The 24,949-nt window shown below is 66.8% G+C and carries 24 protein-coding genes; 6 read left to right on the top strand and 18 right to left on the bottom strand.

Annotation, left to right across the window (positions count from 1 at the left end; all coding sequences use genetic code 11):
• Positions 1-239: 239 nt before the first annotated feature.
• A complete protein-coding gene (locus tag F3H87_RS13920) occupies positions 240-914 on the top strand; it encodes a ZinT family metal-binding protein (RefSeq protein WP_149787498.1) in 675 nt (224 codons plus the stop codon).
• A gap of 68 nt (positions 915-982) precedes the next feature.
• Here F3H87_RS13920 and lpdA read toward each other — a convergent pair whose 3' ends face one another.
• From lpdA to F3H87_RS13895, 5 genes are all read right to left on the bottom strand, one after another.
• Complete coding sequence (gene lpdA, locus F3H87_RS13915; protein ID WP_149787497.1) at positions 983-2,377, bottom strand: dihydrolipoyl dehydrogenase; 1,395 nt, start codon at positions 2,375-2,377, stop codon at positions 983-985.
• Between the two features lie 131 nt (positions 2,378-2,508).
• Positions 2,509-3,096, bottom strand: a complete 588-nt coding sequence (locus F3H87_RS13910; protein WP_149787496.1) for a DUF924 family protein — start codon at positions 3,094-3,096, stop codon at positions 2,509-2,511.
• Positions 3,097-3,192: 96 nt separating this feature from the next.
• Positions 3,193-4,455 (bottom strand): MFS transporter, encoded by a 1,263-nt coding sequence (locus F3H87_RS13905; protein WP_149787495.1) that lies wholly within the window; start codon positions 4,453-4,455, stop codon positions 3,193-3,195.
• Between the two features lie 112 nt (positions 4,456-4,567).
• A complete protein-coding gene (queA, locus tag F3H87_RS13900; protein ID WP_149787494.1) occupies positions 4,568-5,626 on the bottom strand; it encodes a tRNA preQ1(34) S-adenosylmethionine ribosyltransferase-isomerase QueA in 1,059 nt (352 codons plus the stop codon).
• A gap of 3 nt (positions 5,627-5,629) precedes the next feature.
• The gene (locus F3H87_RS13895; protein WP_149787493.1) at positions 5,630-8,917 is read right to left on the bottom strand and encodes an AsmA family protein; all 3,288 of its coding nucleotides are present in this window, start codon (positions 8,915-8,917) and stop codon (positions 5,630-5,632) included.
• Positions 8,918-9,002: 85 nt separating this feature from the next.
• Between F3H87_RS13895 and F3H87_RS13890 the strand changes: the two genes are divergently transcribed.
• From F3H87_RS13890 to F3H87_RS13875, 4 genes are all read left to right on the top strand, one after another.
• On the top strand, positions 9,003-9,464 hold the full coding sequence (locus F3H87_RS13890; protein WP_149787492.1) for a peroxiredoxin: 462 nt from the start codon (positions 9,003-9,005) through the stop codon (positions 9,462-9,464).
• Positions 9,465-9,481: 17 nt separating this feature from the next.
• A complete protein-coding gene (locus F3H87_RS13885) occupies positions 9,482-10,288 on the top strand; it encodes a ferritin-like domain-containing protein (protein WP_149787685.1) in 807 nt (268 codons plus the stop codon).
• Positions 10,289-10,453: 165 nt separating this feature from the next.
• Positions 10,454-11,791, top strand: coding sequence for a M23 family metallopeptidase (locus tag F3H87_RS13880; protein WP_149787491.1), 1,338 nt, complete (start codon positions 10,454-10,456; stop codon positions 11,789-11,791).
• Entirely contained in the window at positions 11,781-12,308 is a 528-nt protein-coding gene (locus F3H87_RS13875; RefSeq protein ID WP_149787490.1) for a bactofilin family protein, read from the top strand. Before F3H87_RS13880 ends, F3H87_RS13875 begins: the two co-directional genes overlap by 11 nt.
• Positions 12,309-12,465: 157 nt before the next feature.
• Here the strand turns inward: F3H87_RS13875 and F3H87_RS13870 are convergent, their stop codons facing one another.
• Positions 12,466-13,050 carry an HNH endonuclease gene (locus tag F3H87_RS13870; protein WP_149787489.1) on the bottom strand — a complete coding sequence of 195 codons (585 nt, stop codon included), beginning with the start codon at positions 13,048-13,050 and terminating at the stop codon, positions 12,466-12,468.
• Positions 13,051-13,295: 245 nt separating this feature from the next.
• Here F3H87_RS13870 and F3H87_RS13865 point away from each other — a divergent pair, with 245 nt between their 5' ends.
• On the top strand, positions 13,296-15,047 hold the full coding sequence (locus tag F3H87_RS13865; protein WP_149787488.1) for an alpha/beta fold hydrolase: 1,752 nt from the start codon (positions 13,296-13,298) through the stop codon (positions 15,045-15,047).
• A gap of 216 nt (positions 15,048-15,263) precedes the next feature.
• Here F3H87_RS13865 and F3H87_RS13860 read toward each other — a convergent pair whose 3' ends face one another.
• From F3H87_RS13860 to pyk, 12 genes are all read right to left on the bottom strand, one after another.
• On the bottom strand, positions 15,264-15,929 hold the full coding sequence (locus tag F3H87_RS13860; RefSeq protein ID WP_149787487.1) for an alpha/beta hydrolase: 666 nt from the start codon (positions 15,927-15,929) through the stop codon (positions 15,264-15,266).
• Positions 15,926-16,552, bottom strand: coding sequence for a DNA-3-methyladenine glycosylase family protein (locus tag F3H87_RS13855; protein WP_223228069.1), 627 nt, complete (start codon positions 16,550-16,552; stop codon positions 15,926-15,928). The genes F3H87_RS13860 and F3H87_RS13855 overlap by 4 nt, the downstream gene beginning before the upstream one ends.
• Positions 16,549-16,995, bottom strand: a complete 447-nt coding sequence (locus tag F3H87_RS13850; RefSeq protein ID WP_149787486.1) for a YtoQ family protein — start codon at positions 16,993-16,995, stop codon at positions 16,549-16,551. Before F3H87_RS13850 ends, F3H87_RS13855 begins: the two co-directional genes overlap by 4 nt.
• Positions 16,996-17,007: 12 nt before the next feature.
• Positions 17,008-17,679, bottom strand: coding sequence for a phosphoribosyltransferase (locus F3H87_RS13845; RefSeq protein ID WP_149787485.1), 672 nt, complete (start codon positions 17,677-17,679; stop codon positions 17,008-17,010).
• Between the two features lie 45 nt (positions 17,680-17,724).
• A complete protein-coding gene (locus F3H87_RS13840) occupies positions 17,725-18,375 on the bottom strand; it encodes a class I SAM-dependent methyltransferase (protein ID WP_149787484.1) in 651 nt (216 codons plus the stop codon).
• A 20-nt stretch (positions 18,376-18,395) separates the two neighbouring features.
• A complete protein-coding gene (gene pheT / locus F3H87_RS13835; protein ID WP_149787483.1) occupies positions 18,396-20,795 on the bottom strand; it encodes a phenylalanine--tRNA ligase subunit beta in 2,400 nt (799 codons plus the stop codon).
• 73 nt (positions 20,796-20,868) lie between these two features.
• Entirely contained in the window at positions 20,869-21,150 is a 282-nt protein-coding gene (locus tag F3H87_RS13830; protein WP_149787482.1) for a YrhK family protein, read from the bottom strand.
• 66 nt (positions 21,151-21,216) lie between these two features.
• A complete protein-coding gene (gene pheS / locus F3H87_RS13825) occupies positions 21,217-22,287 on the bottom strand; it encodes a phenylalanine--tRNA ligase subunit alpha (RefSeq protein ID WP_149787481.1) in 1,071 nt (356 codons plus the stop codon).
• A gap of 228 nt (positions 22,288-22,515) precedes the next feature.
• Positions 22,516-22,881, bottom strand: coding sequence for a 50S ribosomal protein L20 (gene rplT / locus F3H87_RS13820; RefSeq protein WP_090025535.1), 366 nt, complete (start codon positions 22,879-22,881; stop codon positions 22,516-22,518).
• Between the two features lie 13 nt (positions 22,882-22,894).
• The gene (rpmI, locus tag F3H87_RS13815) at positions 22,895-23,095 is read right to left on the bottom strand and encodes a 50S ribosomal protein L35 (RefSeq protein ID WP_090025533.1); all 201 of its coding nucleotides are present in this window, start codon (positions 23,093-23,095) and stop codon (positions 22,895-22,897) included.
• A gap of 119 nt (positions 23,096-23,214) precedes the next feature.
• Positions 23,215-23,442, bottom strand: a complete 228-nt coding sequence (locus F3H87_RS13810) for a hypothetical protein (RefSeq protein WP_149787480.1) — start codon at positions 23,440-23,442, stop codon at positions 23,215-23,217.
• A 38-nt stretch (positions 23,443-23,480) separates the two neighbouring features.
• Positions 23,481-24,926 (bottom strand): pyruvate kinase, encoded by a 1,446-nt coding sequence (gene pyk / locus F3H87_RS13805; protein WP_149787479.1) that lies wholly within the window; start codon positions 24,924-24,926, stop codon positions 23,481-23,483.
• Between the last annotated feature and the right edge of the window lie 23 nt (positions 24,927-24,949).

Genomic DNA, 24,949 nt, shown 5'->3' with positions numbered 1-24,949 from the left:
CGGCCCGGTATCCAACCGAAAAATGAGAACAAAAAAGAAACAAAAGACAGGGGCCGTCATTTTCCAGAGGTTCAGGGCCGCTCGATCCGCGCAAAGGCGGCGGGATGCGCATCACTTGGGTATCCATGCGCGAAACTCAATGGCAAGGCCCCCTTGTCAGCCGGAACCGATCCGATTAATCCATATTTGTTATGTTATAGCATATCGAATCTCTGTGAACAGAAAACGAGGATGGAAACATGCAGATCCCCCGCCCCCTTGGCGCGATTGCAATCGGTGCAGCCCTGATCATCGGAACGCAGGCCCTTGGGCAAAGCTCCGACACGGATCATGACCACAGCCACGCGCATGACCATTCGCACAGCCACGATGAGGTGGCCGAGCGCATCTACAACGGCTATTTCGAGGATGACGAGATCAAACCCCGCACGCTGGCCGACTGGCAGGGCGACTGGCAGTCGGTTTATCCCTATCTTGAGGACGGCACACTGGCCCCCGTGATGGCGCACAAGGCCGAGCACGGCGACCGCAGCGCCGACGCCTATCACGACTATTACGCCATCGGCTATCGCACCGACGTGGACAGGATCACGATCGAGGGCGAAACCTTTACTTTCTACGGCGATGCCGGCCCGGTTTCGGGGCAATATGCCTCGGACGGGTACGAGGTGCTGACCTACAAGAAGGGCAATCGCGGCGTGCGCTATATCTTCGAGAAAACGGCGGGCGATGCGGACGCGCCGCAATTCGTCCAGTTCAGCGACCACGCCATCGCACCGACCGACGCGGGGCATTTTCACCTCTACTGGGGCAACGACCGCGCTGCCCTGCTGGAAGAAGTGACCAACTGGCCCACCTATTACCCCTCCTCCCTGAGCGGCGAGGAGATCGTGCACGAAATGATCGCCCATTAAGCGCCCCGACCAATTCACAGGGCGCCGGACCCTCCGGCGCCCTTCGTTTTGCCGCGGGCGTCAGGACCTCAGAAATGGATCGCCCGGCCCCAGGCATCCAGAACGGATTCATGCATCATTTCCGACAGCGTCGGATGCGGGAACACCGTGTGCATCAGCTCTGCTTCGGTGGTTTCCAGCTCCCGGCCCACCACGTAGCCCTGGATCAGCTCGGTCACCTCGGCGCCGACCATATGCGCGCCCAGCAATTCGCCGGTTTTCGCGTCGAACACGGTTTTCACCATGCCCTCGGGCTCGCCCAGGGCGATGGCCTTGCCGTTGCCGATAAAGGGAAAGCGGCCCACCTTGATGTCATGGCCCGCGTCTTTCGCCTGCGCCTCGGTCAGGCCGACGCTGGCCACCTGCGGGTGGCAATAGGTGCAGCCGGCGATGCTGTCGGGCCTGACCGGGTGCACGTCCTTGCCGGCGATCATCTCGGCCACCATCACGCCCTCGTGGCTGGCCTTGTGCGCCAGCCATGGCGCACCGGCCACGTCGCCGATGGCATACAGCCCCTCGACGCCTGTCCGGCAGAACGCGTCGGTCACCACATGGGTGCGGTCGATCTCGACGCCCAGTTCCTCCAGCCCCAGCCCCTCGACATTGCCGACGATGCCGACCGCGGAAATCACGGTGTCGAATTCAAGTTTCTCGGTCTTGCCGCCCTGTTCGATATGGGCGGTCACCTTGCCCTTGGCGCGATCCAGTTGCTTGACCGTCGCCTTTTCGCGGATCGTCATGCCCTGCTTTTCGAACTGCTTTTTCGCGAAGGCGCTGATTTCCGCGTCCTCGACCGGCAGGATACGTTCCATCACCTCGACCACGGTGGTATCCGCGCCCAGCGTGTTAAAGAAGCTGGCGAATTCGATCCCGATCGCGCCCGAGCCGATGACCAGCAGCTTTTTCGGCATCCGCGGCGGTTGCAGCGCGTGCTTGTAGGCCCAGACCAGATCGCCATCGGCCTCGAGCCCCGGCAATTCGCGCGCCCGCGCCCCGGTGGCGAGGATGATGTTCGGGGCGGTCAGTTCCTCGGTGCCCTTGTCGGTCCTGACGCTGACCTTGCCCCTGGCGGGGATCGTCGCCGCGCCCATGATCACGGTGACCTTGTTTTTCTTCAGCAGGTGCCCGACACCGCCGGTCAGTTGCCTGGCCACCCCGCGCGAGCGTTTCACCACCGCGTCCAGGTCATAGCCGATGCCCTCGGCCTTCAGCCCGAACTCCTTGGCGCGGTGCATCAGGTGGAACACTTCGGCCGAGCGCAGCAGCGCCTTGGTCGGGATGCAGCCCCAGTTCAGACAGATACCGCCCAGGTGTTCGCGTTCGACCACGGCAACGCTCAGCCCCAGTTGCGCGGCCCGGATCGCGGCCACATACCCGCCGGGGCCGGCCCCGATCACGACGACATCGAACGATTTGGCGGCCATGCGCACCTCCGATTCCAGAATTAGTTAAGCATTAAACTATTTCCCCACGCCTTACAACGGCGCAGGCGCAGGCCATCGGCCCGCGCGGAAGGCGCGGTGAAACACCGGCATCGGAACGGCTGGCCGCGCGGTCAGCTTGCCTTTTGCAATTCCTGCATCTGCTGCACGGTATGGCCATAGCCGCCGGCCGCCAGATACGCATCCTCGGCCGGGTTCGTCGGCCGTTCCAGCGCGGCACTGCGATAGGGGAAGCGGCCGAACTGCCGGATCACCTCGCGATGCGCCTTGGCATGAAGCAGGTTGGCCGCGCCGGTTTCCGGCATCCTTTCGCACATCAGCCGCACGCAGCGTTCCTGGTCGCACAGGTTTTCGGAATGCATCAGCGGCATGTAGAAAAACTGCCGGGCCGGTTCGTCGATCCGCATATCCCATTTGCGGTCGATCGCCGTCTTGGCCGCCGCCAGCGCCACCGCGTCGGTGGCAAAGCTTTTCGCCCCGCCGCGGAACATGTTGCGCGGAAATTGATCAAGCAAAATGATATAAGCCAATGCGCCGTTGGGATAGGTCAGCCACAGGCCGTATGCGCCCTCGCTGGCATTTTCCCAGGCCTTGAGGAACCTGTCCCGGATCTGCCGATCCAAAGCCTCTCCTCCCGCATACCAGCCGTCCGGTCCCACCTCGTCCAGCCAGTATTTCAGAACCTCGTCCACCGTCACCATAGGAGCCTCCTTACTCTCCCAATGCCCCTGCCCTGAATCTTACACGTCACAATCGCGGAAATGACAGTAAAGTTTTGCTTCAAATGCGACATTTCGTTACTGCCCGTCGCCGCTTTCCGCCTCTTCGGCCATTTCGGCGTCGTATTCCTGCGCCGCCTCGACGGCAACGACCGAGGCGGTGGGCATGACCGGGGTATAGGCGCTGGTCTCGTGCACAGTGGGCGACGGGCGTTGCGTCATCCGGTAGGCGGCATAGCCCGACAGCGCCAGCAGCAGCGCGGCAATGATGGTGAAATAACCGTAGGGTCCGATCACGCTCATCAGCCAGCCGGTGACCAGCGGGCCGGCGATCGCGCCCAGCCCGTTGACGAAGATCAGCCCGCCCGAGGCCGCGGCCATGTCCTCGACCTCGAGAAAGTCGTTGGTATAGGCCAGCAGCAGCGAATAGAGCGGGTTGGACATACCCCCGATCAGGAAGGCGCCGACCAGCAACACGCTGTAGCTGGTGCCGAAACCGAAGGCCAGCAACGCCCCCAGCCCGCCGACGGCCGAGGACACGCAGATCAGCACCCGCCGGTCCATCCGGTCCGACAGCCAGCCCAGCGGGTATTGCAGCAGCGTCGCGCCCACATAGAACGCCGACACGAAGATCGAGATCTGCGCCAGGCTCAGCCCGGCCTCGGCGCCGAACACCGCCGCCATGCCGAACTGCGCCGAGAACACGCTGCCCAGCAGCAGCATCCCCATGAAGCCCAGCGGCGATATGCCGAACAGCCGGCGCAGGGTCATCGGCTTGGTCGCCTCGAAGGCCGGGGTGGGCGAGATCGACAGCAGGATCGGCGCGAAGGACACCGACACCAGCACCGAGGGGATGATGAACAGCAGAAAACCGCTGGCGTCGGGAATGTTCAGCAACCCCTGCGCCGCCACGATCCCGATCATCTGCACCATCATGTAAAGCGACAGCGCCTGCCCGCGCTGGTCGTTGCTGACCGAATTGTTCAGCCAGCTTTCCGCGGTCACGTAGACGCCCGAGAAACAGAACCCGATCAGCACACGCCCGGCGATCCACAGATAGGGATTCTGGAACGCCGGATAGAGGATCAGCACCGCCGAGATGAAACTGGCCAGCGCCGCGAAGACGCGCACATGCCCGACCCGGCGGATCAGCTCCGGCGTCAGGCGCGAGCCGCCCAGGAAGCCGACGAAATAGGCCGACATGACCAGCGACAGCTCGAAGGTGGAAAACCCCGCCGCCTCGCCCCGCACACCCAGCAACGAGCCCTGAAGCCCGTTGCCCAGCATCAGCAGCGCCATGCCCAGCAAGAGCGCCCAAGTATTCGAAAGAACCTGAAACACGTCACACTCCCTTGCCGCTCAAATGCGGTTTTATCCGCTTTGGCCGCGTCCCGGTGGCCCGATTGCGACTCATTCCAGTTGATAAGACGCCTCTCACAGACCGCCGCGCGGATCAAGCTCCGGGCGGGATCAGCAGCGAGGCATCGCCATAGGAAAAGAAGCGATAGTCGTTTGCAATCGCGTGGTCATAGATACGGCGCACGCGCTCGCGCCCCATCAGCGCCGAGACCAGCATCATCAGCGTGGATTTCGGCAGGTGGAAATTGGTCATCAGCGCGTCGGTCACGCGGAATTCGAAACCGGGATAGATGAAGATGTCGGTCTCGCCCTCCCAGGCGCGGATCGCGCCGGTGTCGCGCGCCGCGGTTTCGATCAGCCGCAGCGCGGTGGTGCCCACCGGGATCACGCGGCCACCGGCCGATCTGGTCGCGGCAATCTCGGCGGCGGCGGTTGCGCTGACCTCGCCCCATTCTGCGTGCATCCTGTGGGTGGTCACATCCTCGACCTTGACCGGCAGGAAGGTGCCCGCACCCACATGCAGCGTCACATGGGTAAAGGCGATGCCGCGCGCGCGCAATGCCGCCAGCAGCGGTTCGTCGAAATGCAGCGACGCGGTGGGCGCGGCAACAGCGCCGCTGCGCGCGGCCCAGACGGTTTGATAGTCGTCCTTGTCCTGCGCATCGGCCGGGCGGCGGGCGGCGATATAGGGCGGCAGCGGCATCGCGCCCGCCTGCGCCAGCGCGGCATCGAAATCCTCGCCCGCGAGGTTGAACCGCAACAGCCCCTGCCCGTCCTCGCGCGCCTCCAGCGTGGCCGACAGCTCGGGCGAGAACACGATGTCCTCGCCGATATCCATCTTGCGCAGCGGCTTGAGCAGCGCCGCCCACGTGCCGTCGGCACGCGGCTCCAGCAGCGTCACCTCGATCCGGGCGCTGACCGGCCCCTGCCCGCTGTCGCGGTGGCGCTGGCCGGTCAGCCGCGCGGGGATCACGCGGGTGTCGTTCAGCACCAGCCGGTCACCCGGGCGCAGGATACCGGGCAGGTCGAACACATGGGCATCGCGGATCGCGTCGCCTTCGGCCACCAGCAGGCGGGCCGAACTGCGCGGCCGCGCCGGGCGCGTGGCGATCAGCCGCTCGGGCAGGTCGAAATCGAAATCGGCAAGTTTCATCGTCTATTGCGTCACCTTTGGGGCGGGCCTGCGAAAGATATCGCGGAACATGCCGGGCGTCAGGATCGACAGCGGGTTGACCTGAACGCGCGGCGCCTCGGCGGTTCCCGTAAGCCGGTAATTGAAGCCGATCAACCCCTCGCCCTTGCGGGTCAGCACCGATCCGATACCGTTGAGCAGGTAAAGCGGCGAAAACACCCCCTGCATGTCCATCCGGTCGTTCACCATGTCATAGGTGCCGTCCATCGAGATGCCCAGCGACGCGCCGGTGGCCGAAGACCCGGTGACGATCACCTGCTCGGGGGTCAGGCGGAACTCGGCATCGACCTCGTTGAACAGGATGCCGGTGCCGCTGAGCTGTTCCAGCAGCCCCACCACGCTGACCGCGTTCAGAAGCTCGGCCAGCGCCGGGGCCTCGCGCAGGCGCACCTGCCGGACCTTGAGAAACCCGTCATAGCTGCCGCGCCCGCCGGCGGGCAGCAGGGTCAGGTCCAGTGCGCCCTGATGCGCGCGTTTCAGCAGCCCGGCGGCGGCAAAGACCGCGCCGGCATCGTCGGACAGGATGCGGAACGCGCTGCGCCCGTCGCGCGGGGCGACCCGGCCCGAAACCGGCGCCGCGCCGTTCACCCGCCCGGTGAACGCGCCATCCATCCCCTGCGCGGTGGCGAACTCGCCCCGGAACCCGGTCAGCGCGATACCTTCCGAGATCTGCAGCCGGTCGAGCGCCAGGGTGATCGGCCCGCCACCGGCCCCGCCAGAGCCGCCGCCGCCGATCGAGGTGCGGCGCAGGTCGACCGTGCCGCCGGTGACCGACACCGCCGGGGCCGCGCCCGCCCCGCGCCCGGTCAGCGTAACCGGCGCATCCAGCCAGTCGCCCGCCTGCACCCGGTCGAACCGCGCCTCGGCCAGTTGCCCGCCTTCGCCCAGGCGGATCGTCCCGCCCGCCCGCAGCCCCGGCGCGTCCAGCAGCAGCCGGTCGATCCGGGGCGGCGTGCCCAGCAGCCCCGCAACCTCCAGCGTGCCGGTGCGGTCCTGCGGCAGCGACCAGCCGATCTGCGGCAGCGACAGGCCAAGCCCCCCGAGGTCGGATCGCAGCGAGAATGCCGGCTCTCCGCCCTTGGGCAATTCGATCGCCACGGTGGCGGCGGCCCGGCCCGACAGGCTGCCGCCGGGCAGGCCGATATTGAACTCGTCGGCGAAAAGCTGCGACAGTTCGACCTCGCCGGTGACGCGGCTGCCGGTCGCCCCCTTGCCCAGCGGGCTTTCCCACGCGCCGTCGAACGGCACCTTGCCGATCCGGCCCGGCCCCTCGATCCGCAGCATGTCGTCGGCGACACGGACATCCAGCTCCTTCGCGGCCAGCACGCGGCCCGGCACGATCTTGTCGCTGCGTGCGTCGCGCAGCCGGGCGCGGGCATCGACGCGCACTTCCTCGGGTTGCAGGCCCTTCTTCAGAACGATGTCGATGGCGCCGTCGATCTCGGCCCGGCCATCGGCCAGCGTCACCGGCTGCCCGGCCTTGCTCAGGAAATTGAACGGATCGAGATCGAGAAGCGACAGCGCCGCCGTGATGGTCGAGCGTGCGCGCAGCATCACCTGCGCCGGGGCCTGGCGGATGCGCACATCGGGCACCACGAAGGTGGTGCCCGCCACGTCGACCCGCCCGCCCTGCGGCGCGGTGACCTGTCCGCGGTCGGCGCTGGCCACGAAGCGGCTGTCATGCAGGCTGGCCTGCCCCGCCGCGCCGGTGATCGGCGGAAACCCCTTGAGATAGCGGATATCCGCATCCTCGAACCCCAGCCCCAGGTACAGGTCCGGCCCCTCGCGCGGGACGCTGCGATAGGCCAGTTCGATATCGCGCAGCCGGGCGGTGCCGATATTCTCTTCGATCCAGGTGCGGGTGCGCGGCTTGACCCGCCCGGGCCAGAGCGCCAGCACACGCTCGGGCGCGACCTCGTCCATGGCGCCGCGCAGCCCCAGCACCCAGCCGTCGGGGGCGGCCTGCAACCGCCCGCTCAGCTGCGCGACCTGACCCTGGTCGCGCACCGTCATGCGCCCGATTTCCAGATCGAAGGGCGACAGCCGCAGGCGCAAATCGGCATCCGCCCCCTCCAGCGCCACCGGCTCGGGGTAAAGGTCGTCGGGATTGGCGCTGATCTCGGTCACGGTCAGTTGCGTGATGAATTCATTGGGCCATCCGTTCTCGATCCCCTTCATCACCGAAACACCCTCGGCCCGGGCTGTCGCCCATTTGCTGACCAGCGTCAGGTCGTCGAAGACCAGCCGCTGCGCCCCCGGCGTATAGGTCATGTAGGCGCGCAGGCTTTCGAACGGGATCGGCCGGGTTTCGTCGGTGGGCTGCAGCACGCCCTCGCCGATCTGCAACGCGGCGCTGAGCGGGCCAAGCTGCCCGTCATCGCCTATCGCCACCCGCATCGCCCCCGAGATCGGCGCGCGCAGCACGTCGAGCCAGGCCAGCGCCGGGGAATGGACTGAGATATCCTGCGCCGCCATGTCGGACAGGTTCGCGCCGAACCGCGCCGCCGCCTTGCCGATCACGCTGTCATAGTTCAGCTCCAGCGTGGTGACGGTATCGCCGCCGCCCAGCAGGGCAAGGTCCGCGCTCAGGTCCAGCGCATCGCCCGAGCGTTCCAGCCGCAGCCGCCCGCCATCGACGGTCCAGCCGCGGTTCAGGCGCATATCCTCGTATCGCAATGTCAGCGCCTCGACCTCGACCCGGCGCAGCGCGGCGAATTCGGGGCTCATCAGCAGGTCGTCCAGCCCCTTCATCAGCAGCCCCAGCGTCGCGCCCTGCCCGACCGGCGCCAGCGTGTCGCCAAAGGCGATGTCGAAACTGCCGTCCGACAGCCGGCGCAGCCGCAACGACGCGCCCGACAGCCGGATGCGCGCCGGTTGCAGCCTGCCGCGCAGCAAGGGTGCCATCGCCAGCCCGGCATCCACATTGGCCAGGCTGGCCAGCAACTGCCCGTCGGGCCCGGCCACGTCGACATCGCGCAGGATCACCCGCGGGCGCCAGCCCTCTTCGACGCGGGCGACGATATCGCCCACGCTGACGGACAGGCCGCCGGAATTGCGGTTCAGCCGCGCCTGCGCCTCGTCCCGCAACCAGCCGGGCGCCACGAAATCGCGCCCGACCGTCCATTGCAGCGCCGCCATCGTCGCCGCGAACAGCACAAGGACCACGCCCAGCGACCAGAGCAGCCGGGGCAGCCATCGGTGCCTGGGGCGTGTCGTTACCTGCGTGTCCGTCTGCGGCGTGTCTTCTGTCACGTGCGTTCTGCCTTACCGCCTTTATTCTTGCCTGCCCCGTCCTAATATGGAACTCACGAATTTCATACGAGGGGAGAAATTGCCGATGGTCGCCGAAAACGATACCGCACCCGACTTTACCCTGCCGCGCGACGGCGGCGACAGCGTCAGCCTGTCGGCGCTCAGGCCCGCGCCGGTCGTCCTGTTCTTCTACCCGCGCGACGACACCTCGGGCTGCACAAAGGAAAATATCGCCTTTTCCGGGCTTTACCAGACATTCCTCGATCTCGGGGTTCAGGTGTTCGGCATATCCAAGGACAGCGTGGCCAGCCACGAGAAATTCATCGCCAAGAAGGATCTGACCGTGCCGCTTCTGTCGGACGAGGCCGGCACCACATGCGAGGATTACGGCGTGTGGAAGGAAAAGAAGATGTACGGCAAGACCTTCATGGGGATCGAGCGGTCAACCTTCCTGATCGACGGTCAGGGAAACATCGCCCGCGCCTGGCCAAAGGTAAAGGTCGATGGCCACGCCGAAGAGGTGCTGGAGGCCGCGAAGGCGCTGTGAGCAAGTCATTGACGGACATGGCGGTCGAGGTTCTGACCACCGCCGACGGGCGCGAAAAGACCGCGCTGTCGCACCGGCACGCGGCGGCATGGTTCGCCGCGCGCAAGGCGGGCACGCCGATCCCGGTGGGCACGGCCAGCCCGCCGCTGCGCCCCGCCCGGCCCGAAAGGCCCGAACTGCTGGACCCGCGCGATGTGCCCCGCCGCCGCCCCGGCAGCCCGGCGGGCCGCATCGCCATCCTGCACGCGGTGGCGCATATCGAACTGAACGCGGTCGACCTGCACTGGGACATCATCGCACGTTTCGGCCATGTGCCGATGCCGCCCGGCTTCTACGACGACTGGGTGAAATCCGCGGACGAGGAATCCAAGCATTTCAACCTGATATGCGACTGCCTTGAAGCACTGGGCAGCCATTACGGCGCACTGCCGGCCCATGCCGGGATGTGGCGCGCGGCCGAGGATACGCGCGACGACCTGCCCGGCCGGCTGGCCGTCGTGCCCATGGTGCTGGAGGCGCGCGGGCTGGACGTGACGCCCGGCATGATCGACATCTTCAGGAAGGCCGGAGAGGAAGGCGCGGTTGCCGCGCTGGAAACCATCTACGCCGAAGAGGTGGGGCATGTCGCCTATGGCTCCAAGTGGTTCCACTTCCTGTGCGGGCGCGACAACCGCGACCCCAAGGATGCGTTCCACGACCTCGTGCGGCGGTATTTCCACGGCGCGCTGAAACCGCCCTTCAACGAGGAAAAGCGCGCCGAGGCCGGGCTGCCGCCGGATTTCTACTGGCCGCTGGCCGACGAGGTGCCGCCGCGCGCCGTGTGACGGCCCCGATCCACCCCATTGAATATCGGCGGTTTTCTGCCGAATCGGCCAGACCTCGCCATGCCGCCCCCAAAGATGTTGCGCCTTGGGGGCGCTCTGGGTAAGCACCTTCTGGGCGCTCCCGAAAGGGTGCGCCCTCGCCTCAATGGGACAAGGGACGGTTTGTTGAGAACTCGGCTGGCAATACGCACCCACGCATTCCTCGAACGCTGGTTCCCCGAAAAGCGGCTCTTTCTCCGCTCGGACAACGACACAAGATTCATCCGGCTGCGCCCGCATACCCAGCTTCTGGCCTTTTCCGGCAGTGCCCTCCTGGTGGCCTGGGCGACGATCGCCACCGCGATCCTGCTGATGGATTCGATCGGATCGGGCAATTTCCGCGAACAGGCCAAGCGCGATCAGCGCATGTACGAGGAACGGCTGAACGTGCTGGCCCATCAGCGCGACCTGCGTTTTTCCGAGGCCCACGCCGCGCAGGAGCGGTTCAACTCGGCGCTGCAGCAGATCTCGGTGATGCAGTCGCAATTGCTGGAATCGGAAAACCGCCGCCGCGAGCTGGAAACCGGGATCGAGGTGATCCAGACCACCCTGCGCCGCACCATGCATGAACGCGATGCCGCGCGCACCGAACTGGCCACGCTCAAATCCGAAGGCGCCGAGGATACCGGCAACGGCGTGCTGGCCAGCGCCGGTCAGGCTGCCGAGGGCACGCTCGACATGCTGTCGATGGCGCTGGCGCAAACCGCCGCCGAACGCGACAGGATCGAGGCCGACGCGCAGGACGCGCTGTTGCAGGCCGACGAACTGACGCTCAAGCTCAAGCTGATGCAGGACCAGAACGACCAGATCTTCCGCCAGCTGGAAGAGGCGATGGCGATCTCGGTCAAGCCGCTGGACAAGATGTTCCGCGCCGCCGGCATGAATACCGACAGCCTGATCAGCCAGGTCCGGCAGGGCTATTCCGGCCAGGGCGGCCCACTGACGCCGATCAGCTTTTCCACCAAGGGCGAAATGCCGGCCTACGGCACCGACCGCGCCAACCGGCTGCTGGACCAGATGGACCGGCTGAACCTTTACCGCATCGCCGCCGAGGCCGCCCCCTTCGCCATCCCGGTCAAGGCGGGCTATCGCTTTACCAGCGGTTTCGGCTATCGCCGCGATCCCAAAACCGGCGGCCGCCGCCTGCACAAGGGCGTCGATTTCGCCGGCCCCGTCGGCACACCGCTTTACGCCACCGCCGACGGTGTCGTCACCCATGCCGGCTGGTCCTCGGGCTATGGCCGGCTGGTCAAGATCCAGCATCAGTTCGGTATCGAAACCCGCTATGCCCATATGTCCCGGCTGAGCGTGAAAGTTGGCCAAAGGGTCTCGCGCGGGGAGCGTATCGGTGATATGGGGGCCTCTGGACGCGTGACCGGCCCCCACCTGCACTACGAAGTGCGCGTCGGCGGCAAGGCCGTCAATCCCATGATCTATATCAAGGCTGCAAACGATGTTTTCTAAGAGCAAAATCAACGAGCCCGGCCCCAAGGCCGCAGACGCTGCAAAACCCGCAGCCCCCGAAACCGCGGCGCCGAAACCCAGCGCCGATTTCAAATCGCAATCCGCACCCAAGCCCAAGCCGCCGGCATCGGTTCTGTCGGCCGACCTGCATATCACCGGCAACATCAAGACCACCGGCGATATCCAGGTCGAGGGCAATGTCGAAGGCGACATTCGCGCCCACCTGCTGACCATCGGCGAAAGCGCCACCATCAAGGGTGAGGTGATCGCCGATGACGTGGTGATCAACGGCCGTATCGTGGGCCGCGTGCGCGGCCTCAAGGTGCGGCTCAGCTCGACCGCGCGGGTCGAGGGCGACATCATCCACAAGACCATCGCCATCGAAAGCGGCGCGCATTTCGAAGGCTCGGTGCAGCGTCAGGACGATCCGCTGTCGGGCAAGCCCGGCAACAAGGCGGCCACCGCCAGCGTCGCCACCGCGCCGGGCACAGGCGCAGGCGAGCCGCAAAAGGGCTGATCGGTCAACGACCGCCGACAGTTCGAAAAAGCGCCCTCGCAGGAAACTGCGGGGGCGTCGTTCTTGGAGTCGCCGTTTTTCGCCCTTCGGGAGGGCGCAACAAAGGGCATCGCATGGCGGCTGCGCGGCTGTTCCAGACGGGTGCGCCGCGCCGCTCTCAGGACTCCAGTTCCGCGTCCCAATACAGAAAGTCGATCCAGCTTTCGTGCAGGTGCCCGGGCGGAAACTTGCGCCCGAGATTGCGCAGCTCCTCTGCCCCCGGCGCGCGCGGCGGCTTGCGCAGGTGCAGCCCCGACTGCCGCAGCGTCTTGGAGCCCTTGCGCAGGTTGCAGGGCGCGCAGGCGGCCACCACGTTTTCCCAGCTCGTCACGCCGCCCGCCGCGCGCGGCACCACGTGATCGAAGGTCAGCTCCCCGCGCGAGCCGCAATACTGGCAGCAGAATTCGTCCCTCAGAAAAAGATTGAAGCGCGTGAAGGCCACGCGCTTCCGGGGTTTGACGTAATCCTTCAGGACGACGACCGAGGGTATCCTGATCACCGTCGACGGGCTGCGCACCACCTCGTCATATTCGGCGACGATATCCACCCGGTCCAGCCAGGCCGCCTTGACCGCCTCCTGCCAGGGCCAGAGCGACAGCGGGTAATAGGACAGCGGCCGGTAATCCGCGTTCAGCACCAGGGCGGGATGGCGCCGCAGCCCTGTCGGTTCCCTTACAAATTCCGTTCTGAAATCGCCATCCATGGGGACTCGTCCTCCGTCCGGTCTGCCTTATGCCTCGACACCAGAACGGGACGACCCGCCCCAGCTAAGCATCACTATATATCGCGTTTCGCACCGGGCAAGCCCTACGATATAGAGTATGCGCCGCAGCATTTAGCCTGCCATTGAAACAGGCAAATGACAAATCCGCAGGGGGCTTTCGCTCGACAAGGCCCATGACCGCCGACTAATCTGGGGCGACAGTGAATGCGCGCGGCAGGATCGGAATGCCAAAGGACGAAGACAGGGACGCGGTTTTTTCGCGACTGCTCGAGGTGACCTATTCCTCGACAGCGGACCCGGCGCTTTATGACGACCTCGTGCAGGTCTGGGAAAACTACATGGCGCGCACGCCGGATCTCGACCGGCAGGGCCCGCACCTGACCCATTTCAACAGGGCGCTGGGGATCTTTGCCGCGATGGGCCGCCGCCGCCGCAAGCACGGCCGCGACGAGCAGCTTGTCGCCTCGTTCACGACGCCGGCCTTCCTGTGCAGCCGCGACATGACCCTGCGCCACATGAACGCGGCGGCGCGCGCCCTGCTGGACGGGGGCGAGGCCGATCCGCTCCGCCAGCCCGACCTGGCCCGCGCGGTCCGCACCCTGACCGCCACGCGGCGGACCGATATCGTGCCGCTTCCCGATGGCGAGGGGCGGCTGACCGATTGCGCGGTCATCAGCCTGCAGGACGGCACCGGCGAGGACGGGGCAGAAACCGGCGACCCCGCCTGCCTTGTCGTGCTGACGAAACCCGGCCAGGCCGACAGCCCCGCCTGGACCCGGCTGTCCGAACGGTTCGAGCTGAGCGCCGCCGAGGCCGGGGTGCTGCACGGGCTGGTCGGCGGCCAGACGCCCGACCGGATCGCCGCGGCGCGCGGCGTGTCGGTCAACACGGTCCGCACGCAGATTCGCAGGCTGCTGGAAAAGACCGGCGCGGCCTCGCTGGCCGACCTGGTCCGCCAGACCCTGCTGATCTGCACCCAGCTTGAAACCGTGGCGCTGGCCACGCGGCTCGGCGGGCGGAACGATGGCGGCGCGGATGACGACCTGCACTCGATCCTGACCTCGGACGGCCGCCTGCTCAGCTTTCGCGAGATGGGCGATCCGCGGGGCCGGCCGCTGCTGTTCCTGCACAACATGATGGGCGGCACCGCCCTGCCCCCGCATATCCAGCGGCTTGCGCGCGACACCGGCTGGCGCATCATAGCGCCGTCGCGCCCCGGCTTCGGCGCGTCCGACAGCGTCAGCCTGAGCGGCATGGCGCTGGTCGAACGCACCGCGCGCGACTGCCGCGAGTTGCTGGATCATCTCGGGATCGACGCGGCGCTGGTGCTGGGGCTGATGTCTTCGGCCGGGATCGCGGTGACATTCGCGCATATGTATCCGCGCCGCTGCGCCGGGCTGCTCAATGTCGCCCATGGCGCGGTGATGGATGACCGGATGATCGCCCTGATGCCCAACCCGACCCGCACGATGGCGCAGACCTACCTGCGCTCGGCGCTGGCGCTGCGGTTCCTGACGCGGGTCGCCGTCGCCTCGATCGACGTGCGCGGCCCACAGCACATGATGCGGCGGATACTGGGCCTGTGCCCCGCCGATGCGCGGCTGGCGGACGACCCGCAGATCCTGCAAAGCCTGGGCACCATGCTGCAACACACCATCGTTCAGGGCGGCGAGGCATTTTCAAAGGACGGGTTCGTGTCGCTCCACGATTTTTCCGACACGATCCGCGCGCTCGACCCGGCGATCCCGGCACTGGTCCTGCTGGGGGCCGAGGACGCGATCTATCGCCCCGACCAGGCCCGGCGGCTGTTGCCCGACCTTGCCGCCTATCCGGTCGAGGTGCTGCCCGATGCCGGGCAGTACCTGTTCTACAGCCACACCCGGACGGTGCTGGAGCGCGCCACCGGCCTGTGGCAGCGCGGCGCGCGGCGGCGGGCGAAAAACAGGCCCGCACGGCTGCGCAATCATCAATCTTGATGATGCCGAATCGTGCGCGTCCCGGCTAACTCGCGCTGTGAGGAGAAAGACTTTTCAAACAAAGCCTTTAGCCGACATATTGCAGAAATTGCATTTTCCCGGTTGCAGGCGGCGGGGGGCCGTATTTCACCCCCGAGGTGCCGGACCACAAACCCAGGAACGCCCCTGCCCGGTCCTTCCGGCAGGGGCGTCGCCTTTTGACGTGATTACAAGGGGTTACAGCCCGCACTTGTCCCGCATGAAGGCCAGCGCGACGGACAGCCCGTCGGGCGCGATCCCGTGCGCGGTGCCCTTCATGATATGGGCATAGACCTCTTGCCAGCCGGCCTGCTGCAATGCCTCGGCGGCCTCGGGCAGCGATTGCACCGGCACCACGTCATCGGCATCGCCATGCACCAGCAGAACCGGCGGGCGGCTCTGCACCTCGTCACCCAGAAGCTCGGGGTTCAAAAGCCGCCCCGAGAACCCCACCACCCCGGCGATCTCGTCCTCGCGGCGGGGGGCGACGTGCAGGCTCATCATCGTGCCCTGGCTGAACCCGAACAGCACCATCTGTTCGGGCAGCAGATCCTCGTCCACCAGCAGCGCGTCGAGAAACGCGTTCAGGTCATCGACCGCCGCCGCCATGCCGCGCGCGGCCTCCTCCTCGGACGAGCCGTCCAGCCAGGGGATCGGGAACCACTGGTAGCCGAAGGGCATGCCGGGGATCGATTCCGGCGCGTCGGGCGCCACGAACAGCGTATCCGGCAGGTGTTCACCCAGAACATCGGCCAGCCCCAGCAGGTCGGCGCCGTTCGCGCCATAGCCATGCAGGAACACCACGACGGACCTCGTACTGCCCGAGACCGGCTCCTTGCGCCCGGCGGTCAAAACCCGTGTCATCTGATCCCCTCGCGTTGTTTTCTGACATGGTAGTAGGCCCAAAGGATGCGCGCCGCAACCGACCGCCAGGGCGACCATGCCTCGGCCATCTGGCGAACCTGCCGTTCGGTCGGCCGTTCGGGCAGGTCATACAGCATCCGCGCCCCTTCCTGCAGCGCCAGGTCGCCCGCCGCGAACACGTCGGCATGGCCCAGGCTGAACTTGGCATAGATCTCGGCCGTCCAGACGCCGATACCCTTGACCGCGGTCAGGGTTTCGATCACCTCGGCCGTCGGCGCATCGCGCAACGCGGCAAAGTCGATCCCGGCACCTGCCAGCGCACGGGCATAGGATGCCTTTTGCCGGCTCAGCCCCTGCGCGCGCAGATCGTCCTCGCCGAGCGCAAGAATGGCCTGCGGTTCGGTCAGTTCCGCCGCTTCCAGCTTTGCCCAGATCGCGTTGGCCGAGGCGACACTGACCTGCTGGCTGACGATCGCGCTCAGCAACTGGGCGAACCCGTCGGGGCGGCGGCGCAGCGGCAGGGGCGCGCACAGCTCATGGGCATGGGCCATGCGCGGGCAACGGGCCGCCAGCCACGCCGCCCCTTCGGCCACATCCGCGTCGGTTTCGATGATCCGCGTCACCCCGGCAGCTTGCCGGTCAGCACGTAGTGCAGGATCTGCACCACCTGCGCCGGCTCGCGCGCCACGGCGAGGGCGGCGGCATTCACCTCTTTCAGCGCATGATCGTGATCGGGCTGTTGCAGCACGATCAGCGACTTTCCCAGCGCCGCGGCATAGCCCGCGTCGAAGGCCGCGTTCCATTGCCGGTATTTCTCGCCAAAGCGCACCACCACCACATCCGCATCGGCGATGCCCTTGCGGGTGCGGATCGCGTTCACCATCGCGCCCTTGTGGTCGTGCCAGTATTTGTCATCCTCACCCCCGAGGATCGCCACGCCGCAGTCGTCGCTGGCGGCATGGTCGGTGACGGGCGCGGAAAATTCCACGTCCAGCCCCCTGGCCCCTTCGGTGATCTGCTCGCGCCAGTCGGTGTGGATCTCGCCCGACAGGTAAACCTTAAGCATCTGCGCGCTCCCTCATGTCGTGTCGGGTTCAGGCTTACCTGCCCCGCCCTGCCCCTGCAACAGCGCCACCACCTCGTCATCCGATGTCTGGCCGAAATCCTCATACCCCTGTCCGACGCCGAAAAACGGCTGCGGCCGCAACAGGCAGATCACGTGATCGGCCAGCCGTGCGAATTCGGCCTCTGCCTCCGGCGCGCCCACCGGCACCGCCACCGTCACGCTGCGCGGCCCCTGGTCGCGCACCGCCATCAGCGCCACGCGCATCGTGGCCCCGGTGGCGATTCCGTCATCCACCACCACCACGTCGCGCCCCGACAGGGAAACGGGCGCGCGGTTTTCAAGGTAAACCGCGCGGCGCCGGGCGATCACCCCCAGTTCATGCGCGACGGTGGCGGCAAGGTCGTCCTCGGCCAGCCCCGCATGGGCCATGATATCACGGTTGAAATGCCTGTAGGGCGCGGGCCCGTCCACCACGGCACCGGCGGCCAGTTCGGGGTTTCCCGGCATCCCGATCTTGCGCACCATCACCAGGTCAAGCGGTGCGCCCAGCCGGTCGGCCACCGGCGCCGCCACCGGCACGCCGCCGCGCGGCAGGGCCAGAATCACCGGCGCAGGCAGGTTCAGCGCCGCCACCGCGTCGGCCAGTGCCTGCCCTGCCTCTTGCCGGTTGCGAAACTGCGCCATGGGCCACCCCCTTGGGGGAAATGCTGGCAGGCGGGCAAGCGGCGGTCAAGCCACCAGCCGCGCCACCACGAAACGGCTGGGCGGGCGCGCGGGGTAATACCCGGTCTCGACAACTTCGAACCCCGCCCCGGTAATCGCGGCATCCAGTTCGGACACTTGCAGGTGCCGGAAATCGGGCGGAACCCTGCCCATCCGCCGTAACAGCGGCCACGCCAGGAACGCCGCGCGATACGCCAGCGGCATCGGCGCGCATTTGGGGCAGATGGTTTTCGAGATGAACAGCCCGCCGGGTTTCAGAAGCCCCCGGATAGAGGCCAGCCCGGTCTCGAGCCCGGGCAGAAGGTGCAGAAGGTTGAAGGCCAGCAGCGCGTCGAACGGCCCGGCCCCGGCCAGCGCCGGATCGTCCAGCCCCGCCTGCAACAGCGACAGGTTGGGACAATCGGCCCGGTCCAGCCTTGCGCGGGCCTGCCGCAACATGCCCGCCGACCGGTCGCTGGCGACATATTCCGCCACCGCATCGGTCAGGCGCAGCGCCGTCGCGGCGGTTCCGCAGCCGATTTCCAGAACCCGGTGATCCGGCGACAGGTGGTGCCGCGTGCGCGCCAGCGTGGCCTCATAGGCGGCGGGGTCCATAACCTCGCGCGCGGCATAGCGCAGGGCGGCCTCGTCCCAGAAATCCGCGTCTTGTACCTTCATCGGCCCCCCTTTGCCCCGGCTTACCCGCGCAGCGCGCCGCCCGTCGCCTTGACCACCTTTTCCACGATCTTGCGGCTGACCGCCTCGATCTCGGCCTCTTTCAGGGTCTTTTCGGTCGGTTGCAGGCGCACGGTGATGGCCAGCGATTTCTTGCCTTCGCCCAGGCTGCCGCCGATGAATTCGTCGAAGACGCGCACGCTGTCGATCAGCGCCTTGTCGGCGCCCGCGGCCGCGTTGACCAGCGTCAGCGCCTCGACATCCGTATCGACGACAAAGGCGAAATCGCGTTCAACCGCCTGAAGGTCATGCAGGGTCAGCGCGCCGCGGCTGGCGGTCTTGTTCTTCGGCTCGGGGATCTCGGCGGGCCAGATCGTGAAGGCCACGGCGGGACCCTTCACATCCATCTCGCGCAGCACCCTGGGGTGCAATTCGCCGAAGACCGCCAGTTGCTTTTTCGGGCCAAGGCAGATCACGCCGTGGCGGCCGGGATGGAACCAGCCCGGCCCGTTGCGCATGACCTGCGCCTTGTCCGGCGCGCCAAGCGCCGACAGGATCGCCTGTGCGTCGGCCTTGGCGTCGAACAGATCGACCGGCCGCGCCGCGCCATGCACGTCCTTGGGCCCGTTGCGCCCGATCAGCACGCCGCTGACCGCCACCGCCTGTTCGCCCGGCTCGCCGCCGGAAAAGGCGGGGCCGACCTCGAACAATGCCAGGTCCATGATCCCGCGCGCCTGGTTGCGCGCGGCGGCCTGCAACAGCCCCGGCAGCAGGTCGGGGCGCATATGGCTCATCTCCGAGCTGATCGGGTTGGCCAGCATCGTGGCGTCATCGCCGCCGCCGAACAGCGTGGCCGACGCCTTGTCGATGAAGCTGTAGGTGACGCATTCGTTATACCCCAGCGCCGCCGCCGTGCGCCGCGCGATCTGTTCGCGCTTTTGCGCGGCGGTCATCACCGGCGCGGGCACGCCCACATTGGCGCGCGGCATCGGCTTGCCTTCGAGTTTGGTCAGCGAGGCGACGCGCGCCACTTCTTCCACCAGGTCGGCCTCGCCGGTCACGTCGGGGCGCCAGCTTGGCACCCAGGCCATGTTGCCCTCCAGCCGGAACCCCAGCGCTTCGAGCGTGGCGCGCTGCTGTGCCTCGGGGATGTCCATGCCCACAAGGCTTTGCACCCGCGCGGGCTTCAACTCGTAGGCGCGGGCGGTATCGGGCACCGCGCCCGCGACGACCACCTCGGACGGCTCGCCGCCGCAGAGTTCGAGGATCATCGCGGTGGCGTCCTCGATCGCCTGCATGTTGTAGTCCGGGTCGATCCCGCGTTCGTTGCGATACCGCGCGTCCGAGTTGATTTTCAGCGCGCGGCCGGTATGGGCGATCTGCACCCGGTCCCAGACCGCCGCCTCGAGAAACACGTTCACCGTGTCCCCGGTGCAGCCGGTGGCCAGCCCGCCCATGATCCCGGCAATCGACTCGATCCCGGTATCGTCGGAAATCACCACCTGGCCTTGCGCGAAGGTATATTCCTTTTCATCGAGGCCGATCAGCGTCTCGCCACCCGTCGCGCGATGGATGCGCAGGTTGCCCTGCACCTTGTCGGCGTCGAAAACATGCAGCGGGCGGTTGCGGTCGAAGGTGAAGAAATTGGTCACATCCACCAGCGCGCTGATCGGACGCAGACCGATGGCGCGCAGCTGGTCCTGCAACCATTTCGGGCTGGGGCCGTTCTTCACGCCCCGGATCAGGCGACCGGCGAAGATCTCGCACCCGTCCTGCCGGGTATCCTCGTCAATCGACACGGCGATGGGCGACGGATAGCTGCCCGCGATCTTGTGTTCCTCGACCGGTTTCATCGTGCCAAGGCCGCGCGCCGCCAGATCGCGCGCGATGCCCCGCACGCCCAACGCATCCTGCCGGTTCGGCGTGATCGCGATCTCGATCACCGGATCGACCTTTTCCGGCGCGTTCTGGGCCAGCCAGTCGGTGAATGTCTGACCCACCTCGCCCGAGGGCAGTTCGATGATGCCATCGTGTTCGTCCGACAGCTCAAGCTCACGTTCCGAGGCCATCATGCCGTGGCTTTCCACGCCGCGGATCTTGCCAACCGACAGGGTCACGTCGATGCCCGGCACGTAATCGCCCGGTTTCGCCAGAACCACGGTGATCCCCGCCCTCGCGTTGGGGGCGCCGCAGACGATCTGTTTCACGCCCTCGTCGGTTTCCACCATGCAGACGCGCAGCCGGTCGGCATCGGGATGCTGTTCGGCCGATTGCACACGGGCCAGCGTAAAGGCCCCCAGGCGCGCGGCGGGGTCGGTCACCCCCTCGACCTCGAGCCCCAGATCGGTCAGGGCGTACAGGATTTCGTCAAGCGTCGCGGTCGTGTCCAGGTGGCGTTTCAGCCAGGAAAGCGTGAATTTCATGGGCCTGCTGCGGGTTATGAGACATGTTGGCCTGCTCATAGCCCATCGCGGCCACGGGCGAAAGGGCCTGCACCTATTCGCCCATGCGCCCGGCCAGTTCCTCGATCTGCCCCATGCGCCAAAGCTGGATTTCGCGCGCCAGCCGCAAGGTTGGCTTCATGCAGAAAAACACCGAGCCGACGATGAACAGCCAGACCGCCGGGCCCTCGTAATCGGGGAAAAGAAACAGGACCGAGCCCACCAGGAACGAGATCGCCGCCAGGAAATCCACGGCGGTATGCGCAATCTCATAGGCGGCATAGACCCGGCGCGTGGCCGCATTGCGTTCACGGTTCTCGTGGGAAAACAGGGGCATGGGCACTCCATCGTTGGGATGCCCCTACCCTGCACGCCATGCCCGCAGGGGGGCAAGCCCCCGGTTCTACCGGCTCAGCCCGCCGCGGATCGTCGGCACGTCCAGCGCCGAGAAACCGTAATGGCGCAGCCAGCGCAGGTCGCTGTCGAAGAACGCACGCAGGTCGGGGATGCCGTATTTCAGCATGGCGATCCGGTCGATCCCCATGCCGAAGGCAAAGCCCTGCCATTCGTCCGGGTCGATCCCGCCCGAGCGCAGCACATGGGGATGCACCATGCCGCTGCCCAGCACCTCGAGCCAGTCGTCGCCCTCGCCCACCTTCACGGTGCCGTCCTGCCACGAACACTGGATATCGACCTCGGCCGAGGGTTCGGTGAACGGGAAATGCGAGGCGCGGAACCGGGTTTTGACGCTCGTGCCGAAATAGGCCGAAAAGAACTCTTCCAGCACCCATTTCAGGTTCGCCATCGAGATATCGCGGTCGATCGCCAGCCCTTCGACCTGGTGGAACATCGGCGTGTGGGTCTGGTCGTAATCGGCGCGATAGACGCCGCCGGGGCAGATGATACGAATGGGTGCGCCCTGCGCCTCCATCGAACGGATCTGCACCGGCGATGTATGGGTGCGCAGCACGAAGGGCGGACGCGCGTCGCCCTCTTCGCGGTGCATGTAGAACGTGTCCATCTCGGCGCGCGCGGGGTGGTGGCCGGGGATGTTCAGCGCGTCGAAATTGTACCAGTCGCTTTCGATGCGCGGCCCCTCGGCCACGGCAAAGCCCATATCGGCGAAGATCGCGGTCACCTCTTCGGTGACCTGGCTGACCGGGTGGATGGTGCCCTGGCGACGCTCGCGCGCGGGCAGCGTCACGTCCAGCCACTCGGTTTTCAGCCGCTCGTCCAGCGCGCTGTCCTCCAGCGCCACCTTTCGGGCCGCGATGGCGCTGTTGATCTCGTCCTTGAGCGCGTTGAGCGCGGGGCCCGCCGTCTTGCGCTCCTCGGGGTCCATCCTGCCCAGCTCGCGCATCTTCAGGCTGATTTCGCCCTTCTTGCCAAGCGCCTGGAGCCGCACATCCTCCAGCGCGGCCTCGTCGGCCGCCTTGGCAATCCGCTCGATATATGTGTTGCGCAGCTCGTCCATCTCAGCCTCGTTCCGCAGGGTCGGCGCCTGACTAGCCGCCCCCGGGCCAAAGCGCAAGCGCCCTGCTGTTGCCCCCCGCCGCTTCATCGTTCCGCAAATACTCCCGCCGGAGGCGTCCTGCCCGTGCAGGCAGGCGCCCCGCGCGGGCAGGCACGCCACGGCGCAACGAAAGACGCCGCCGGGGGTCCGGCGGCGTCCTGTCGAAAATCACGGGGTGCGGCGGGCCGGTCAGGCGGCCAGCGCGCCTTTCGCCTGGTCCACGATGGCGCCGAACGCCTCGGGCTCGTGCACGGCGAGATCGGCCAGAACCTTGCGGTCCACCTCGATGCCGGCCAGCGTCAGGCCGTTGATGAAACGCGAATAGGTCAGCGATTCATCATGGGCGCGCACGGCGGCGTTGATCCGCTGAATCCACAGCGCGCGGAAATTGCGCTTGCGGTTCTTGCGGTCGCGGGTGGCGTACTGGTTGGCCTTGTCGACCGCCTGGCGGGCGACCTTGAAGGTGTTCTTGCGGCGGCCATAGTAACCTTTGGCGGCCTTGATGACCTTCTTGTGACGGGCGTGGGTGGTGGTTCCGCCTTTGACTCGGGACATGTCTCAGACCTCCTTAGCGCGCGTAGGGCATCATCGGCTTGATGATCTGCTCATCAGCCTTGGACAGCGTCGTGGTTCCCCGCGCGTCGCGGATGAACTTGTTGGTGCGCTTGATCATGCCGTGGCGTTTGCCGGCCTGGCCTGCCTTGATGCGGCCCTTGGCCGTCACCTTGAACCGCTTCTTGCAGCTCGATTTCGTCTTCAGCTTGGGCATTTCCGTCTCCTTTTTTAGGTCGGTTCACGCACGACTCGGCATGCCACTCCGGCCGGCCGCGCGAGGTAGAGTGCGCCGTATAGAAGCCCGCGCCGCGATTGGCAAGGCCGAATTGGCGCTCAGATGAAGCGCGCCAGGACGCGCACGAAGACGTCGGGGATATCCTCGATCCGGTAGCCGCCCGGCTGGCTCTGGATCGCCCAGACCACCATCGCGCCGCCCGCCATCAGCACCAGCGTCGCCACGCGCGGGGCGCGACGGTCGGAAAAGGCGCTGACGATCGAGGGGATCGCAAAGACACAGAGCACAAGCCCCGTGATGAAGATCAGGTCGCTGTCGAAAACCATTTACCCTGCCCTGCCCGGTTTGTTGGCGTTGCGACAGGTTACTCCGGGTCGGAGGCGAAAATCAAATGTTCGGCGCAGGGTGCCACGCGCAGGATGTTGGTGGTGCCCGGCACGTTGAAGGGCACGCCCGCGATCACCAGGATCTGGTCCTCTTCGCTGGCATAGCCCTGCGCGCGCGCCGCGCGGGCGGCATTGACCACCGCCATCTTGAAGCGGTTGAGCTCGCCCGTCATCACGCAGTTCACCCCCCAGGTCAGCGCCAGCCGCCGCGCGGTGCCGCGGATCGAGGTCATGCCGATGATCGGCACGCGCGGGCGTTCGCGCGCGGTCAGCGCGGCGGTGGTGCCGCTTTCGGTATAGCAGCAGATCGCCCTGATATCCGTGGTCTCGGCGATCTCGCGCGCGGCGGCGACGATGCCGTCGGCGATGGTGTGGCGCTCGGCCCGGCGGCTGGCCTCGATCACCTCGATATAGGTGGGGTCGCTTTCGACCTCGACGGCGACGTTGTCCATCGTCGTCACCGCCTCGACCGGGTAATCGCCGGCGGCCGATTCCGCGCTCAGCATGATGGCGTCGGCGCCCTCGTAGATGGCGGTGGCCACGTCCGACACCTCGGCCCGGGTGGGCATCGGCGACTCGATCATCGATTCCAGCATCTGGGTCGCCACGATCACCGGCTTGGCGGCAGCGCGGCACCGGCGCACAAGGCGTTTCTGGATCGGCGGCACGTTCTGCACCGGCAGTTCCACCCCCAGGTCGCCGCGCGCCACCATGATCCCGTCGCTGACGGCAAGGATGTCGTCGAACGCCTTGACCGCGGCGGGTTTCTCGATCTTCGACAGGATCGCGGCGCGGCCATCGGCCAGCGCGCGCGCCTCTTCAACGTCGGCGGGACGCTGCACGAAGGACAGCGCCAGCCAGTCGATCCCCAGCTGGCAGACGAATTCCAGGTCGGCCCGGTCCTTTTCGGAGAGCGCCGCCAGCGGCAGCACCACGTCGGGCACGTTCACCCCCTTGCGATTCGAGATCGTGCCGCCCACCGTCACGGTGCAATCGGCGAAATCCTTGCCGCAGTCGCGCACCGTCAGGCGGATCTTGCCATCGTTGACCAGCAGCCGCGCGCCGGGTTCCAGCACGGCGAAAATCTCGGGATGCGGCAGGCAGACCCGCGCACCGTCCCCCGCCGCCGGATCGAGGTCGAGCCGGAAGGACGCGCCCTCCTGCAACTCTTCCTCGCCATCGGCGAATTCGCCGACGCGCAGTTTCGGCCCCTGCAGGTCGGCCAGGATCGCGATCGGGCTGTCCAGGTCGCGCTCGACCTGGCGAATGATGGCGTGGCGGGCGCGAATCTCGTCATGGCTGCCATGGCTCATGTTCAGGCGGAACACGTCCGCCCCGGCCTCGTGCAGCGCGCGGATCATCTCGTAATCGTTCGATGCGGGCCCCAGCGTGGCCACGATTTTCACGTTGCGGTGGCGTCTCATCCCGCCCCTTTCCTTTTCCTGCG

Source organism: Lutimaribacter pacificus (assembly GCF_900142185.1).
Lineage (GTDB): Bacteria > Pseudomonadota > Alphaproteobacteria > Rhodobacterales > Rhodobacteraceae > Lutimaribacter > Lutimaribacter pacificus.
This window is presented reverse-complemented; position numbering and strand designations above follow the sequence as displayed.

Excerpts from the sequence above, each read along its gene's own strand:
- F3H87_RS13920 (WP_149787498.1), top strand. The coding sequence starts at position 240 with ATGCAGATCCCCCGCCCCCTTGGCGCGATTGCAATCGGTGCAGCCCTG.
- lpdA (WP_149787497.1), bottom strand. The coding sequence starts at position 2,377 with ATGGCCGCCAAATCGTTCGATGTCGTCGTGATCGGGGCCGGCCCCGGC.
- F3H87_RS13910 (WP_149787496.1), bottom strand. The coding sequence starts at position 3,096 with ATGGTGACGGTGGACGAGGTTCTGAAATACTGGCTGGACGAGGTGGGA.
- queA (WP_149787494.1), bottom strand. The coding sequence starts at position 5,626 with ATGAAACTTGCCGATTTCGATTTCGACCTGCCCGAGCGGCTGATCGCC.
- F3H87_RS13890 (WP_149787492.1), top strand. The coding sequence starts at position 9,003 with ATGGTCGCCGAAAACGATACCGCACCCGACTTTACCCTGCCGCGCGAC.
- F3H87_RS13885 (WP_149787685.1), top strand. The coding sequence starts at position 9,482 with ATGGCGGTCGAGGTTCTGACCACCGCCGACGGGCGCGAAAAGACCGCG.
- F3H87_RS13875 (WP_149787490.1), top strand. The coding sequence starts at position 11,781 with ATGTTTTCTAAGAGCAAAATCAACGAGCCCGGCCCCAAGGCCGCAGAC.
- F3H87_RS13870 (WP_149787489.1), bottom strand. The coding sequence starts at position 13,050 with ATGGATGGCGATTTCAGAACGGAATTTGTAAGGGAACCGACAGGGCTG.
- F3H87_RS13865 (WP_149787488.1), top strand. The coding sequence starts at position 13,296 with ATGCCAAAGGACGAAGACAGGGACGCGGTTTTTTCGCGACTGCTCGAG.
- F3H87_RS13860 (WP_149787487.1), bottom strand. The coding sequence starts at position 15,929 with ATGACACGGGTTTTGACCGCCGGGCGCAAGGAGCCGGTCTCGGGCAGT.
- F3H87_RS13850 (WP_149787486.1), bottom strand. The coding sequence starts at position 16,995 with ATGCTTAAGGTTTACCTGTCGGGCGAGATCCACACCGACTGGCGCGAG.
- F3H87_RS13845 (WP_149787485.1), bottom strand. The coding sequence starts at position 17,679 with ATGGCGCAGTTTCGCAACCGGCAAGAGGCAGGGCAGGCACTGGCCGAC.
- F3H87_RS13840 (WP_149787484.1), bottom strand. The coding sequence starts at position 18,375 with ATGAAGGTACAAGACGCGGATTTCTGGGACGAGGCCGCCCTGCGCTAT.
- pheT (WP_149787483.1), bottom strand. The coding sequence starts at position 20,795 with ATGAAATTCACGCTTTCCTGGCTGAAACGCCACCTGGACACGACCGCG.
- F3H87_RS13830 (WP_149787482.1), bottom strand. The coding sequence starts at position 21,150 with ATGCCCCTGTTTTCCCACGAGAACCGTGAACGCAATGCGGCCACGCGC.
- pheS (WP_149787481.1), bottom strand. The coding sequence starts at position 22,287 with ATGGACGAGCTGCGCAACACATATATCGAGCGGATTGCCAAGGCGGCC.
- rplT (WP_090025535.1), bottom strand. The coding sequence starts at position 22,881 with ATGTCCCGAGTCAAAGGCGGAACCACCACCCACGCCCGTCACAAGAAG.
- rpmI (WP_090025533.1), bottom strand. The coding sequence starts at position 23,095 with ATGCCCAAGCTGAAGACGAAATCGAGCTGCAAGAAGCGGTTCAAGGTG.
- F3H87_RS13810 (WP_149787480.1), bottom strand. The coding sequence starts at position 23,442 with ATGGTTTTCGACAGCGACCTGATCTTCATCACGGGGCTTGTGCTCTGT.
- pyk (WP_149787479.1), bottom strand. The coding sequence starts at position 24,926 with ATGAGACGCCACCGCAACGTGAAAATCGTGGCCACGCTGGGGCCCGCA.